Source organism: Humidesulfovibrio sp. (genome assembly GCF_030689645.1).
Classification (GTDB): Bacteria; Desulfobacterota; Desulfovibrionia; order Desulfovibrionales; family Desulfovibrionaceae; genus Humidesulfovibrio.
Genome location: NZ_JAUYFU010000082.1, coordinates 1 through 14,808, shown reverse-complemented (window position 1 = coordinate 14,808; position 14,808 = coordinate 1). Strand labels below are relative to the sequence as shown.

Here is a 14,808-nt window from a genome sequence, read left to right as displayed (position 1 = left end):
AAGCCAATGCCGAGCGGAGAAAATTCTGCGGAAGGGCGCACCGCGCTTGCGAAGCTGACCCTTATGGCGCGCTTCAGCCTATTGTTGGACAAGGCCGACGACCAACAGATCGACGAGGGACTGCGCGGCGGGGCCGAGCTCAAGGGGGCCACCCTGTGGATTCTCATGCTGGCCATCCTCATCGCCTCCATCGGCCTCAACACCAACTCCACCGCCGTCATCATCGGCGCCATGCTCGTGTCGCCGCTCATGGGGCCCATCATGGGCATCGGTTACGGGGTGGGCATCTACGACTTCGATCTTGTGAAGAAATCCTTCATCAACCTCGGAGTGGCCACGGCCATCAGCCTCTGCGCCTCCACCATCTACTTCGCCCTGTCCCCGCTCACCGGGGAGCAGTCGGAACTTTTGGCCCGCACCTCGCCCACCATCTGGGACGTGCAGATAGCGCTATTCGGCGGGCTAGCAGGCATCATCGGCGCCACGCGGAAGGAAAAAACCACCGTCATTCCCGGCGTGGCCATCGCTACGGCCCTCATGCCGCCCCTGTGCACAGCCGGATTCGGTCTCGCCAGCGGCAACTGGCAGTATTTCTTCGGAGCTTTCTACCTGTTCGCCATCAACAGCGTGTTCATCGCCCTGGCTGCGGTGGCGGTGGTGCGCATGATCGGCCTGCCGCACCGGACGTATGTGGACAAAGTGGTGCAGTCGAAGGTGCGCCATCTGCTGCTGGCCGTGGCGCTGCTCACGGCCCTGCCCAGCGTCTACCTGGCCACGCGCCTGGTGCGGGAAGAGCTGTTCAGCGCCAGGGCGCGGGCCTTTGTGACGCGCGAGTTCAGCTTTTCCGGAACCCATGTGCTTGCTACGGGCGTGGATCCGAAAAAGAGGCAGATCACCGTAACCCTTGTGGGCGATACTGTGGAGCAGACCACCATCCAGGACATCCGCGCCCGCCTGGGCCAAACCGGCCTGAGTGGAACAACCTTCAAGGTGTACCAGACGCGGGAGCCTGCGGTGGCCCTGGCGGCTGCGCAGGGCGGCGGAGACAAGGCCATGGCCCTGGCCACGCGCCAGGCCCTGGAGGAACAACAGGATACCCTCGCCCGGCTGCGGCAAAAGCTCGACAGCCAAAGCGCACCGTGGATGGACGCCGCGCCGGACATGGAGCGGGAGATGGCCGCCCAGTGGCCCGAGCTGAAGAACGTGGTCATCGGCGCCGGCCGCACGACGGAAGCCGGGCCAGAGGCCGCGCCGGACACTGCCCTTTTAAGCGCCCAACTTTCGGCCCGGCTTGCGCCCAAAGACGTGACGCGGCTGGAGGCCTGGTTCCAGGCGCGCACCAAGGCCCCGGCCGTGCGGCTGATGATTGACCACAAGCCCGCACCCCGCAAGGCGCGGCGGGCCTAACACGCGCGCCTGCACACGCAAAAAAGCCCGGAGGGCGGCGGCCCCCCCGGGCTCAACCAGGATCAAAACTCTCTTTCAATCAGCGGCGCGCCCCCCTTGGACTCCGTCCGCAGGGGGCAGCCGTCATGCCCAATCAATCCCTACAATTGACCCAGCCGCGCCAGGCAGATGGCCGCAGCCTGCGCCACGTTGAGGGAATCAAAGGTGCGGCGCAGGGGAACAGCCAGACGCTGCTGGCAGTGCTTGCTCACGCCGTGGCGCACGCCCTTCTCCTCACCGCCCATGACCAGCACGGCGGGCATGTGAATGACGGCCTTGTTCAGGTCCTCGCCCTCGGAATCGGCGCAGATGATGTTCAGCCCGGCCTCGGCGCAGGCGTCCAGGGCCTGGGACATATTGGTGACGCGGGCAACGGGCAGGTGGTGCAAAGCGCCCGCGCTGGCGCGCATGGCGCCAGAGCCGATGTAGGCCCCGCCGTGGCGCGGCACCAGCAGTCCGGCTGCGCCCAAGGCCCAGGCCGTGCGGGCTATGGCGCCCATGTTGCCGGGATCCTGCACCTGGTCCAGGGCCAGCAGCACCGGCAAAGGCGCGGACGCCACCGCGGCGATGAGGGTGTCCAGGTCGGCGTATTCCACAGCGGCGGTGACGGCCACCACGCCCTGGTGCGTGCCTGCGAACAGGCGGCGCAGGAACATGTCGTCCACAAACTGCACCTTGATGCGGTTCTCGTCGGCCAGGGCCACGATCTCCTGCACCTTGGCGTCGCGCTGTCCCTTACGCACGAAGATGCCGTCGATGCGCTTGGGCGCGGCCTCAAGCAACTCGCGCACGGCGTTGCGCCCGGCGGTGACGCTCTTGCCGTCTTCCGGCTCGGCGGCCTCGGCCCTGGGCGCGGCTGCGCGGGGCGCGGCATCGGCCCGCTCAGGGCGACCTGGACGCTCGGGTCGGCCTGGCTTGTCGTAGCGGTCGGTCTTGGTGAACTTGCCGGGCTTGCCGGGGCGGTCGCCTCCTTCCGAACGGCGCGGGGGACGCGAGCCCTGGTCCCCGGCGCTGCCGGTGTTCTTGGCCGGACGCGCAGGCGTGGGGAAGGCGGCGGGCGGGGTGTCGGTCATGTCGATATCGATGTCGAAATCGAAATCATCCACACGCGCGGTTTCACGCGGGGCCTTCTTCTGGGGGGGCTTTCCGTAGCCGCCGGTGACGCGGGGATCGCCCGCGCTGCTGGACGGGCCACGCGCAGGACCACGGGCCGGGCCACGGGCCGGGCCGCGCGCAGGCCCCTTGCCCGGACCTTTCGAGGGGCCGGAGCGGCGGTCATCGCCCGACTTGCTGCTGGATTTTCCGCCAGGCTTGCTGGTGGACCAGCCGCCTCCGGAGCCGCCTTTGGACGGCCCGGACTTGCCAGAGGGGCGCGGACCTTTGGGGCGCGAGGGTTTCTTGGAATCAGTCATGTGGAACCTCCTGGGTTCTTCCGGCGCTTTGGGGAAGCTTGCCAGATGAAAAGTTCAAGTGTAGGGTAAGGTGTCTTTTTGCGTATCCAACTATCGGCGCACGGGGCTTGGCCGCTTTACGGGCGTTTCCTAGTCCCAGGAGTCTCCTCTCCACCCGCGCCGCCGAACGGAGGAACGAATTTTGTTGAAGAAATGTAAACGACTATCCCTGATCACAGCGGGCAGCATCTGTTTGCTCACCTCGTTGTGGTCGTGCTCCGCAATGAATATCGACAACGTGAGCCCTGTCAAGGCCCAGTCACCCGATTCTCCGCGTCAGGCAGCCTCCCGCCCCTCTCCACCCACCGGCCTGCTGGCCGCCCAGAGCCGCTCCCCTGGAGCCACCTCCAGCCACGCTCCGGTGCTGGACAACGATGTCGATCTTGAGCCCGAATACTCCGCCGTGCCCCTGACTCCCGGCCAGACCGGCACCCTGCTTGAGCCGGAAGTCACCGGACCAGTGCCCCAGGCCCCGCAGCTCACCGAGGAGCAGCAACGCATATTGAGCCAGAAGACCGGGCTCGACTTCGACCTTGACCTCTTCGAATCCAAAGAGGTTGAGCGCTACTTCGCCTATTACACCGGCCCGGCGCGCGAAACCTTCGTCCGCTGGCTCAAGCGTTCCGAAGCGCACCTGCCCCACGTGCGCGAAAGCCTCCAGCGCAACGGCCTGCCCCAAGACTTGGCCATGCTGCCCTTCGCGGAGTCCGGCTACAACTGCAGCGCTTACTCCTGGGCTGGCGCGGGCGGAATGTGGCAGTTCATGCCCTACACGGGCCGCAAGTACGGCCTCACCGTGGACTGGTGGATCGACGAACGCCGCGACCCCAAACTGTCCACCGAAGCCGCCGCCAAGTACCTATCCTTCCTGAACGACATGTTCGGGGACTGGTATCTGGCCCTGGCCGCATACAACGCTGGCGAAGGCAAGATCTCCCGGGCCCTTGAGGTGACCAATGCCGAGGACTTCCTCGATCTGGTGAGCCAGAACGACCGCCTGAACCGCACCATGCGGCTTAAAACCGAGACCCAGCACTACGTGCCCAAGTTCGTGGCCATCAGCAAGATCTTCCAGAATCTTGAGGCCCTGGGCTTCGAGCCCGTGCGCTGGGACGCGGCTCCAAATCTTGAAACCGTCAAGGTTCCCGGCGGCACCGACCTCCTCGCCCTGGCCAAGTCCGGCGGCATGAACTGGGAGGAGTTCCACCAGTTGAACCCGGCCTTCCGCCGTCAGGTGAGCCCCCCGGACCGTCAGATCCTGGTAAGCATGCCCAAGGACAAGGCCGCGCCCATGCTGGCCTATCTGCAGAACCCCAGCGCCCTGCCCCACGCCGGCTTCATCGCCCACCAAGTGCAGAAGGGCGACTCCTTGCGCACCCTGGCCAAGCGTTACCGCGTGCCCCAGGAAGTCATCAGCCAGATCAACGGCGCCAGCGCCTTGGCCATGAAGCCAGGCATGAGCATCAAGCTGCCTCAAAGCAGCATCGGCGAGTCCGTGCCCGAGAGGCTCACGAAAACGCGCAAGATCGCCAGCGCCCGCTCCAACTATGTTGTTGGCAAGACCGACACGGCCTGGTCCATCAGCAAGAAGTATAAGGTCAGCGTCAAAACCCTGATGGAGGCCAACGGCCTTGCCAGCACCAAAGCCATCAAGCCCGGCCTCAAGCTGAACATCCCCGACGCCTCGGATCAGGCCACCAAAAAGACCCGCGTCCAGGCAGCCAAAGCCCGCGAGCAGGTCACCCGCTACACAGTGCGCCAGGGCGACACCATCTACAGCCTGTCCAAAAGGTTCGGCGTCACCGCCGACGATCTCAAAGGCTGGAACAAGATCAAGGGAACCGAGCTGCGCGCTGGCGAAAGCCTGAAGGTATACGTACAATAGCAGATGCTTAGCTGGAATCAAAAGCCCCCCGGACCAGCGTCCAGGGGGCTTTTTTTCGGCCTGCGGACTTGCCTCGGCACAGACGAAATGTCGCGCAGGCAAGGCCGACCTGACTGCCATTAAGGCTTTGGCTACACGCATGAAGCAGGAGATCGGCCTAGGGCCGGAACAACGGCAGAGCGCAGAGGAAGGGACAGGCCTGCGGTGGCTACGCGTCCTGAGCGTCGAACCGGGCCAGCAAGTCGGCAAGCTCGTCAAGGCGCAAAGCAGGATGGAAGAAGAAGCCCTGCATGGCGTCGCAGCCCAGCCCCACCAGCATATCAAGCTGTTCGCGGGTCTCCACGCCCTCGGCCACCATTGTCAGGCGCAGGCTGCCCGCCAAGGCGGCGATGGCTCCCACCAGGGCGCGGCTGTCGGCGTCGGCGCGAGGCAGGTCGCGCACAAAGGAGCGGTCGATCTTGAGCACATCCACGGGAAAACGTTGCAGGTAGGCAAGGGAGGAATAGCCGGTGCCGAAATCGTCGATGGCCAGGGAGACGCCAAGGGCTTTAAGACGGCGCATGGCCAGCAAGGCGCTCTCCGGGTCGCCCATGAGCGCGGACTCCGTGAGCTCCAGCTTCAGCAGGGCCGGAGGCAGGCCCACTTCGCGCAGCACCTGGCGCACGGTGTCCACGATGTCCGGCTGAGCGAACTGCCGGGCGGAAAGGTTCACGGCCAGCGACATGCGGCGGGCCGAGGCGAAGCGCTTGCGCAGGTCCGTCATTTCGCGGCAGGCCATGCGCAACACCTGCTCGCCCAGGGGCACGATGAGCCCGGACTCCTCCGCGTGGGAGATGAAGGCGTGCGGGGTCACCAGACCGCGGGTGGAACTCTGCCAGCGGGCCAGGGCCTCAACGCCGAGTATCCGGGTCCCGTCGGCGGACATGATGGGCTGATAATAGACCAGAAATTCCTTGCGCTCCAACCCCCGGCGCATGTCGGCGTCAAGGGACATGAGTTCCTGGGCCCGGCGCAGCATGCCGGGGTGGAACAGCCGCATGCGGTCGCGGCCCGTGTCCTTGGCGCGGTGCATGGCCAAATCCGCGTTCTGCAGCACATTCCCGGCGGTCAGAGCCTCCTCGGCCGGCCCCAGCACCACTCCCACGCTTGCGGTCAGGCGCACCTCCTGGCCGTCCACGTTCATGGGCTGACCGAGGGACTCCAGAGCCTCGCGCAACGCATCCTGCGCGGCCTCGGCGCTGTCTGCGCGGTCCACCAGGAGCACAAATTCATCCCCGCCAAAGCGACACACGCTGCCCAGTCGGCCAAGGCCGTGAACAAGACGCTGCGCTGCCTCGATCAATACGCGGTCGCCAAAGGAATGCCCCAGGCTGTCGTTCAGAATCTTGAAGCGGTCCAGATCCACAAAGGCCACGGCAAAGGGCTGTCCCTGCAACCGCGAGCGCTCCAGCGTCTGCTGGATGCTCTCCAGGCACAGAGCGCGATTGGGCAAGCCGGTGAGGGAATCGTGCAGAGCCTTGAACACCAGCTGATTTTCCATGCGCTTGCGCCCGGTGATGTCGGCCATGACCATGATGGCCGCAACGATGGCTCCATCCGCGTTGCGCACCGGCGAGGCGTTGGCCAGAAGCCAGCGCTCCGGGCCATCGCCCAGGAAGAAGCGCACCTCCTGGTCGCGCGTCTGCTCTCCCAGGGTCAGCGCGCGTGAAAGAGGCGTCTCGCCGGGGGTCACCTCCTGACCGTTTTCATCCAGAAAAAGCCAGATGGGTAGGGTGCCATCGACGTCCACGCCCACCAGGATCTCCGGCTCCACTCCGAGCATGGCGGCGGCGGCTGGGTTGGCGATGCTTACCCGGCCCGTTGCGGCGTCGCCAATGATGATGCCCCATGGAGCCTGGGTGAGTGAGGCCTCGAACAAGGCCTGCGTTCTTCCCAGTTCAAGCTCCAGCCGCTTCTTCTCAGTGATGTCGCGCCCAAAGGCGCTGATGTATTCCTCGTCGCCGAACCGCATGTAGAAGGCCTTGATTTCCTTCAGCACAGGCCTGCCGTCGCGGGTGTACTGCACGGTGTCAAAGGTATAGGGCCCCTGGCGCACGACATTCAGCAAACGGTAGACTTCTTCTGGCGTAAAGGCCGGGGCGATATCGGAGAGATGGGCATCCAAGATCTCTTGGCGGGCATGGCCCAGGCTGCGCGCAACGGCCTCGTTGACATACGCCAGGGTGCCGTTGGGCCGGACCAGGTAGACCTCTTCCACGCCGGCCTCGATGAAGAATTTGAAGCGGGCCAGATCACGCTCGGCCTGTCGCGAAGTGGTTATGTCTTGAAAAACGCTTACCCCTCCGCGCACCACGCCCTGAGAATCTCGCACGGGCGCGGCGCTTGCCCAAATCCAGCGCTCGGAGCCATCGGCGAACACAACACGATACTCGCTCCCAGGCACTGTCTCCCCACGATGCAGGGCCGCAAACAGAGGCACGTTCTCAGCAGGAACGAATCTCCCGGTGGGCGTGTACACCCGCCAGGGCCAATCATGGGCGAAATCATCCAAAACCAGTGGCGCATCCAGACCTAGGATCTTCATTGCCATGGAGTTGAAGAGTGGCGGAGTGACGCCATCGCCGTAGGCGACGATGATGCCCGAAGGCGATTGCTCAACGGCCGAGACGAGAAGATCCTGGGTTTTGCGGTGGCGGGCCATCTCAGACAGCAGGTTATCGCGCAGAAGGTCGGTCTCGCGGCTGCGCGCCTCGGCGGCGCGGCGCACCCGGCGCGCGCGGACCAGCACCAAAAGGCTGAGGCAAAGGGCCACGATGCCCACAAGCACGCCGACCAGCCAACCCGGCAACGCCGTCGGGGGCTTGGCGTAGCGTTCCTCCAAGGCCTGGATGTCTTCTGAAGCCAGGGATTGCAGCCCGTCGTTGAGCCGCGCCAGAAGAGTCTGATCCTCCCGGCGGACCGCCGCATGCAGCGCTGTGCCGGGAAAGCGCCGCACCAGCACAAAGCGCTCGGCCCCGCCCAAGGCCCGCAGCCGATGCTGAACCGGCAACACAGGTCCCGCGACCACGCGCACCTGCCCAAGGGCCAGGGCAGCGGCCAGGGAATCCAGGTCCGGGTAAAGCCTTTGCTTCAGATTGGGAAAGGTGGCGGCAAGAATGGTCGCAGCAGAATCGTCCCCAACCAGTCCGGCGCTCAACCGGGCCGATTCCAGAGACTGACCCGTTCCGACACCCTGCCGGACGGCCTGATCCGCCACGATGAACAGGCCAATGCCCTGATCCAGCAGCGGCCGCGTCCAGGCGAAGGCTTCCGGGGAGCTTGATTGGCCCGCAGACTGCTGCTCCTGGGCCAGAGGCGGGCCTGCGTAGGCGTCGGCGCGGCTCTCCTCCACCATCCGCAGGGCCTCTGCCCTATGGGCTAGGCGCAGCTCCACCTCTTGACCCGTCCGGCGGGCGTAAAGTCGCCAGTAGTCGGGCAGAAGGCCAGCGGCCTCCCCTTGGGCGTTGCGGTAGGAGTAAGGAGGAAAATCGTCGGGACAGGCGATGACCAGTGGGGCGGTCTGGGCGAATGCCGTTGGGGCGAGACTGCCCAGAGAAAGCGCCAGAAAAAAAGCCGCCAGCAGCCGGAACGATTTCGCCCGGCCACCAGCGGCCCCTTTAGGACGCAACGGAGAATGTGCGCCCAGGTCCTGCACCGTGTCGTTACTTGGTCGCCTTGACCACGTCGGTGGCGGCGTCCTGCAAGAGGTACTGCAGGGTGGAGGAAAGCACCTTCTGGGCGGCGTCCACGTAGGTCAGGCCCAGGTTCTCGCGCTCGCCGGTGTAGATCTGCTCAATGAGGAACTGGCCGTCCTTTTCCACCTTCACGCGGATGCGCAGCTTGGCCTTGGCCATGAGTGTGGCGCCACTGTCCACGCTTACTGTGTCGAAGGAGCCGGACACTGTGTAGCCCTTATGCGGGGCGGTGTCGGACTTTTCGCGGTACTTCACGTCGCAGCCGCGAGCCTTGAGCTCTTCGAACATGGCCCAGCTCACCCATTCGGACACGTCGTTCTCTGCGTAGAAGCGCTTGCCCTCGCCCAGGGTGCCGATGGTGATGGTGTCGGCGCGTTTATCCGCAAAGGGCAAGAGGCTGATGGACTGCGAACAGGTGGGCGCGCCCTGCGGCGCGGAGGCCTGATAGCGCAACGGAACCACCGTGTTTGCGGAACAGGCTGCGAGAAATGCCGAAGCGGCCAGGAGTCCCACGATAAAAATACTTTTGCGAATGCTTGTCATTACGGTCATGCGAGCGTCCCTCCAGAAGCAAGAATGCGCGCACTATTGCGTTTGTGCGTCGGGGCGGACGATAGGCCAAAATATCTGGACACGCAAGCAGGCTCCACCCGGCAGAACCTACAAAAAGTCTAGACGCTGTCGGACTTTTATGATTCGCTGGCGCAAATCACCGGAGTCCGAGCGCCCAACACAACCCGCGCACTGAACCGGCCAGGAGCAATCATGCGCAGCACTGCGCCAAGCCTTTGCAAAAATGCCGCATCATTCCTCCTTCTGGCCGCGCTCTTCGTCGCCAGCCCGGCGTCCCCTGGCCCGGCACACGCGGCGCAGCCACAAAAATCCGCCGCCAAGGCCGATGCCGCTCCGGCGGGCGAACCCATTGAGATCGCCGGACGCATCACCGTCGGGTTGGACAAGGTGTTCATCAAGGACGCGCAAGGCTACTGTCTGGTGCAGGGGCTGGACCTCACCCCCTTTGCAGGCAGGCACATCCAGGCCAAGGGGCTTGTCATTCGCCAAGACCAGGAGTACCGCACTGTCCGCCTGCTTGATTACCGCATCGTGAGCCCGGACGACGACTCGCCGGGCGCGGGCGGCGCGGTGAAGCAGACCGGCGCGGACAAGAAAAAGAAATGATCACAACCCCCAAACAGGAACACCACCATGGACACCGCCATTCTGGACTCGGGCGAAGCGGAACCTCCGGATTGCGGCCTTGACGGCCAGGAAACCGACCGCGACCCTGAAGAGCCCCCCTCACCGACTCGCCTTTTCCCCCCTGTCCCGAAAGCCCAAGCCGACTTTCACCCGACACCCCTGCTCGACTTCCTGCACCGCCACTTCCCCGGCGCCACGCGGCGCGAATGGGTCGACTGGCGCTGGCAGCTCTCCCACCGCATCACCTGTCTTGAAGACGCCGCGCGGATTCTTGAGCTCTCCGAGGCCGAGACCAGCGCCATCGGCCTGACGCGCTCCTCCCTGCCCCTGGCGGTGACGCCCTATTACGCCCGCCTGCTGGACCCGAAGAACCCGCAGCAGCCCCTGCGGCGCATGGTGCTGCCTTCCTGCCGGGAGGCCGTGCGAACCACTGGCGAGGCCGACGACCCCCTGGGCGAGGACGGCCACTCCCCGGTGCCCGGCCTGGTGCACCGCTACCCCAACCGCGTGCTGTTTCTGACAACGGACTTCTGCTCCACCTACTGCCGCTATTGCACGCGCTCGCGCGGGATGGGCGGCCAGCAGATCGGCGGTGGCGGACTGGAGCACCTGCGCCAGCGCTGGGAGCAGGGGCTCGACTACATCTCCCGCACCCCGGCGGTGCAGGACGTGCTGCTCTCCGGCGGCGACCCGCTCACCATGCCCGACGAGGCCCTGGACTGGCTGCTTACGCGGCTGCGCGCCATCAAGCACGTGCAGATCGTGCGCATCGGCACCAAGGTTCCGGCTGTTCTGCCCATGCGCGTCACAACAGATCTCGCGCGCATGCTGAAAAAGCATCATCCCCTGTGGATGAGCCTGCACTTCACCCATCCGGGCGAACTGACGGAAGACACCCGCAAGGCTTGCGCCCGCCTGGCCGACGCAGGCATTCCCCTGGGCAGCCAGACCGTGCTGCTCTCCGGCGTCAACGACGAGCCAGAGGTCATGGGACGGATGCTCCAGGGCCTGCTGGCCTATCGCGTGCGCCCTTACTACCTGTATCAGTGCGACCCCATCAGCGGCTCGGCCCACTTCCGCACCCCGGCCCTGCGCGGGGTGGAAATCCTGCGCGCCTTGCGGGGGAGGCTGTCGGGCTATGCCCTGCCCACCTTCGTCATCGACGCCCCAGGCGGCGGCGGCAAGATACCCCTGGCGCCGGACTACACCCTGGGCTATTCTGGCGCAGACTTGGTGCTCCGGAATTACGCTGGCGGAGTGTACCGCTACCCGGACCCGGCCGGGGCGCAAAAAGCCCCGGCGCAACCCGCCATGAGCAAGGGGGCCGCATGAACGTTGGACTGGTTTATGATCTGCGCTCCGAATACCTCGCCGAAGGCTACAGCGAGGAGGAGACCGCGGAGTTCGACAAGGAGGACACCATCGAGGCCCTGCGCCTGGGCCTCGTGGCCCTGGGCTTCGAGGTGGAGGCCATCGGCTCGGCCAAGTCCCTTGTGTCCGCCCTGGCCGGAGGCAGCCGCTGGGATCTGGTGTTCAACATCGCCGAAGGCCTGCACGGCCCCGGGCGCGAGGCCCTGGTGCCCGCGCTCCTCGACGCGTATCAAATCCCCTACACCTTCTCCGATCCGATGGTCATGGCCCTGTGCCTGGACAAGGCGGCCTGCAAGCGCGTGGTGCGCGACCTGGGCCTGCCCACGCCGGACTTCGCCCTGGTGCGCACGGAAAAGGACGTGGCGGGCGTCCGCCTGCACTACCCCGTGTTCGCCAAGCCAGTGGCCGAGGGCACGGGCAAGGGCGTCTGCGCGGCCTCGCGCGCGGGCGACCGCAAGGAGCTCACGGCCATCTGCCGGGTGCTCCTGAAGCGCTTCAAACAGCCCGTGCTGGTGGAGGAATACCTGCCTGGACGGGAGTTCACCGTGGGCATCGCGGGCACGGGCGAGCTGGCGCGGCCACTGGGAGTCATGGAGGTCCGCCTCTGCGGCCAGGCCGAGCCCGGCGCCTACTCGTACAGCAACAAAGCCAACTTCGAGACCTTGGTGGAATACCTGCCCGTGGAAGGGCCGGAGGCCGCCGAGGCCGCGCAGCTGGCCATGGAAGTCTGGCGCGGGCTGGGCTGCCGCGACGGGGGCCGGGTGGACATCCGGCTGGACGCTGCGGGCCGGGCCAGCTTCCTTGAGGTGAACCCGCTGGCCGGCCTGAACCCCAGCATCTCAGACCTGCCCATCCTGTGCGAAATGAACGGCGTCTCCTACCAGGACCTGCTGCGCATGATCGTGCAGTCGGCCCTTGAGCGGCTGCCCCTCAACCCCGACAAGGAGCGCAAGGTGCGCAGCTGAGCGCGAAAGGGAGCGTGACCTCAAGCAGCGACGGGCTCGACATCGCCGTACTGCGCGCCCCAGTGCCGAAAGGCGCGCCGCCAGCCCAGCAAGGCACACGCAGGGAGCGGCGCGTGGCCCAGGCGTTTTTGCGTCCGCGCCACGCGCCGTTCACGCCAACGCGATTGAAACACAAGACGACAGCCGCTCACGCATGATGGTCCTGCGGGGGAGATGCCGCAGCCGTCCGCAAGCTTGCGGAGTCCACAGGCTCCTGCAACGTCAGGGAGATAGCGGTAGCCGGGGAGCCGGCACAGGTGCATCTTGCCAAGGGCGGCGCAAGCGGTTATTTTTATGTCTTGACCGAAGAGGGCGCTCCCCGGACGCAGCGGCTGTGGCGGCTGCCAAACTGGCCGAGTGCGCCTGTTGCGGCCCGGACAGAAGCCCACAGGGCTGCGCGGAGCGCGCGCGGCATCTGCGCCGAAACCTCCTCACGCGGGCAGCCCTGCCCACCCGCAGGCTCCACGAGAAGCATGGCTGCGTCATCTGCGTGCGACCAAAGGCGTTTTACGCCGCAGGCGACGACAAGATCATTTACCATAAACGCGCCCACACGGCGCAAACGGAGTGAACATGAGCGAAAAGGCCCCCGAAAGCTACCAGCTGGTCCTCGTCAACGGCAAGAAAGAGGAAGTGCTGTTCTCCTCTCCCAAACTTCTGGACGTGGAGCTCAAGCGCGAGCAGCACATCCGGTCCATCACCCCGGGCCACGTGGAGATCCGCAAGGTCTAGCCCGCAAGATCTGCCCCCCCTCGGAACGGCAATGTATTCCCGTCGTTCCGAGGGAGCGGATATTGCACCCGCCAACGCGGAGGCGCAGCATGACCCAAGGACACGGCAAAGCACACAGCGGCGGCGGAGCGCCAGCCGGGCCGCGTTCTGCGGGCTTCACCCTCATCGAGGTGATAACCGTTCTGCTCATCATCGGAATTCTATCATCCGTTGTCTTCTCGCGCGGGACGGGCCTGAACAGCGACCTCCAGGCCCGCATGAGCGAGGTGCGCTCTCAACTGCGCTACCTGCAGCTCAAGGCCATGAAGACCAACACCACATATCTGGTGCTCCGAAGCGAAGGCGCCAACTACTGGGCTTATAACAGCGCCAACTCCACCATCTTTCTTGCCCTGCCCGGCGAGACGTCCAGCACAATCTCCCTGACTGACAAAAAAATGACCATGAGCCCCTTCATCATCTCCTTTGATCGTTTCGGCATCCCTTACAGCGTCAGCGGCAGCACCCATACCAAGCTCGCCAACAACGCAACCATCACCATCACCGCGGGTGGGCAGAGCGGCACCCTCACCGTGACCCCGGAAACCGGCTTCGTGCCCTAGGAGACGCGCCCATGCATGCCCCACAAAAGCGTCCCCAGGGCTTCACCCTCGTGGAGCTCATCGTCACCATCGTCATCGCCGGTTTTCTTGGCATGCTCCTGGTGAACATGCTGGGCACCCAGCTTCTGCGCAGCGGCACGCCGGTTTTGTCCGCCAGCAACGCAGCCCGCGCAGAGGCCACCATAGAGATGGTGACGGCCTACTACACCCAGCGCGTGAACAACGGCACCAGCGGCGCGCTGGACGCAGTGGTGGCGAATTATCCCAACAACGCCACCTTCAGCGCCACCCGCAACAACAATTTCAACAACGTGGACGCCCTCATCGTCACGGTCACCGAGGGCGACACGAGCCTCACCACCATTCTGACCCAGGCACGCACCAGCAGCGCGGACAACGCCACCACCTTCTAGGTGCCCCCCATGCGCAGACAGGCCGGATTCACACTCATTGAACTCATCGCCGTGATGGTCATTCTCGGCCTCATCAGCGTGTTCGCGGGCATCTTCATCACCACCGGGGTCAAGGGCAGCATCGCCGCGCGCCAGGCCCAGGAGAACGCCCAGCGCGCGCAAATCGCCCTGCAGCGCATCTCCCTCGAACTGCGCGATGTGCAGCGCGGCCACACCGCAGGCAGCGCGCCCGTGGTCACGGCCACCAGCATCAAGTACGGCACGAGCGAGCCTTCCCTTGGCGGCGCGCGCACCCTGGCCTATGACGCCGTGAATAAGCGCCTGACCCTGACTCCGACCAACCCGGGCACCGCGCAGATCCTGGCGGACGGCGTGGAGACCTGCACCATGGGCTTCACCGGCGCTGCCGCCACCAGCGACATCGTTTTCACCGTCACCTTCACCCTCACGGGCACGAGCGCGCCCTTCTCCATCACGGTGAAGCCGCGCAACATCATCCTCAATCCCGTGACCAGCTAGGAGCCTCTCCGATGCAGCAGCCCAACGCCCAGGCCCCATCCTCCCCCCGCCGCCGCCAGCAGGGCAGCATCGTGGTGTACCTGGTCATGGGCCTTGTGGCCTTCGGCATCCTGGCCATGGCCGGGGTCACGCGCTTCGGCTCTGTCGTGACCAGCGTGCTTTCCCCCAACTGCGCCACCTCGGCCCGGTACATGGCCGAGTCTGGCCTGCGCTACGCCATGGCCCGGCTGCGCGCCTGCAACAACATCACCGAGCTCAACGCCGCCGTGGCGGCCATGAACGGCGTCTCCTACACGGTAGACGCGGCCAAGGGCCTGAGCTTCTCCCTCAGCCTCGGCGTCACCCTCGGCGACACCAGCAGCACCGCCTCGGTGACCAGCACGGGCAACGGCTGCACCAAAATGACCGAAGTCAGTTCGGCCATAAGCGCCAGCGTGTACCTGCCGAAAAT

At 65.4% G+C, this 14,808-nt stretch carries 14 protein-coding genes; 11 read left to right on the top strand and 3 right to left on the bottom strand.

Annotated features, from left to right (window positions below; genetic code table 11):
- Window positions 1-6 precede the first annotated feature (6 nt).
- Window positions 7-1,407 (top strand): TIGR00341 family protein, encoded by a 1,401-nt coding sequence (locus Q8O35_RS11490; protein WP_305573406.1) that lies wholly within the window; start codon window positions 7-9, stop codon window positions 1,405-1,407.
- A 140-nt stretch (window positions 1,408-1,547) separates the two neighbouring features.
- On the opposite strand, the gene rlmB is transcribed toward Q8O35_RS11490, so the two are convergent.
- Entirely contained in the window at window positions 1,548-2,858 is a 1,311-nt protein-coding gene (rlmB, locus tag Q8O35_RS11485; protein ID WP_305573404.1) for a 23S rRNA (guanosine(2251)-2'-O)-methyltransferase RlmB, read from the bottom strand.
- A 262-nt stretch (window positions 2,859-3,120) separates the two neighbouring features.
- Here rlmB and Q8O35_RS11480 point away from each other — a divergent pair, with 262 nt between their 5' ends.
- Window positions 3,121-4,782: a lytic transglycosylase domain-containing protein gene (locus Q8O35_RS11480; protein ID WP_305573402.1), complete on the top strand. Its 1,662-nt coding sequence runs from the start codon at window positions 3,121-3,123 to the stop codon at window positions 4,780-4,782.
- Window positions 4,783-4,990: 208 nt separating this feature from the next.
- Here the strand turns inward: Q8O35_RS11480 and Q8O35_RS11475 are convergent, their stop codons facing one another.
- Window positions 4,991-8,449: an EAL domain-containing protein gene (locus Q8O35_RS11475; RefSeq protein ID WP_305573400.1), complete on the bottom strand. Its 3,459-nt coding sequence runs from the start codon at window positions 8,447-8,449 to the stop codon at window positions 4,991-4,993.
- Window positions 8,450-8,483: 34 nt separating this feature from the next.
- Window positions 8,484-9,068, bottom strand: a complete 585-nt coding sequence (locus Q8O35_RS11470) for a hypothetical protein (protein WP_305573398.1) — start codon at window positions 9,066-9,068, stop codon at window positions 8,484-8,486.
- Between the two features lie 213 nt (window positions 9,069-9,281).
- Between Q8O35_RS11470 and Q8O35_RS11465 the strand changes: the two genes are divergently transcribed.
- The 9 genes from Q8O35_RS11465 to Q8O35_RS11425 all read left to right on the top strand — a co-directional run.
- Window positions 9,282-9,695 carry a hypothetical protein gene (locus Q8O35_RS11465; RefSeq protein ID WP_305573396.1) on the top strand — a complete coding sequence of 138 codons (414 nt, stop codon included), beginning with the start codon at window positions 9,282-9,284 and terminating at the stop codon, window positions 9,693-9,695.
- 27 nt (window positions 9,696-9,722) lie between these two features.
- Window positions 9,723-11,048 (top strand): KamA family radical SAM protein, encoded by a 1,326-nt coding sequence (locus Q8O35_RS11460; protein ID WP_305573394.1) that lies wholly within the window; start codon window positions 9,723-9,725, stop codon window positions 11,046-11,048.
- The gene (locus Q8O35_RS11455; protein WP_305573392.1) at window positions 11,045-12,052 is read left to right on the top strand and encodes an ATP-grasp domain-containing protein; all 1,008 of its coding nucleotides are present in this window, start codon (window positions 11,045-11,047) and stop codon (window positions 12,050-12,052) included. Before Q8O35_RS11460 ends, Q8O35_RS11455 begins: the two co-directional genes overlap by 4 nt.
- 373 nt (window positions 12,053-12,425) lie before the next feature.
- Window positions 12,426-12,662 carry a hypothetical protein gene (locus tag Q8O35_RS11450; protein WP_305573389.1) on the top strand — a complete coding sequence of 79 codons (237 nt, stop codon included), beginning with the start codon at window positions 12,426-12,428 and terminating at the stop codon, window positions 12,660-12,662.
- A gap of 2 nt (window positions 12,663-12,664) precedes the next feature.
- Window positions 12,665-12,823, top strand: coding sequence for a hypothetical protein (locus tag Q8O35_RS11445; protein ID WP_305573387.1), 159 nt, complete (start codon window positions 12,665-12,667; stop codon window positions 12,821-12,823).
- An 89-nt stretch (window positions 12,824-12,912) separates the two neighbouring features.
- Complete coding sequence (locus Q8O35_RS11440) at window positions 12,913-13,425, top strand: type II secretion system protein (protein ID WP_305573385.1); 513 nt, start codon at window positions 12,913-12,915, stop codon at window positions 13,423-13,425.
- An 11-nt stretch (window positions 13,426-13,436) separates the two neighbouring features.
- A complete protein-coding gene (locus Q8O35_RS11435; RefSeq protein WP_305573383.1) occupies window positions 13,437-13,838 on the top strand; it encodes a Tfp pilus assembly protein FimT/FimU in 402 nt (133 codons plus the stop codon).
- 9 nt (window positions 13,839-13,847) lie between these two features.
- Window positions 13,848-14,357, top strand: coding sequence for a type II secretion system protein (locus tag Q8O35_RS11430; RefSeq protein ID WP_305573381.1), 510 nt, complete (start codon window positions 13,848-13,850; stop codon window positions 14,355-14,357).
- An 11-nt stretch (window positions 14,358-14,368) separates the two neighbouring features.
- Window positions 14,369-14,808: hypothetical protein (locus tag Q8O35_RS11425; RefSeq protein ID WP_371133126.1), on the top strand; the 440-nt coding region annotated here is incomplete at its 3' end.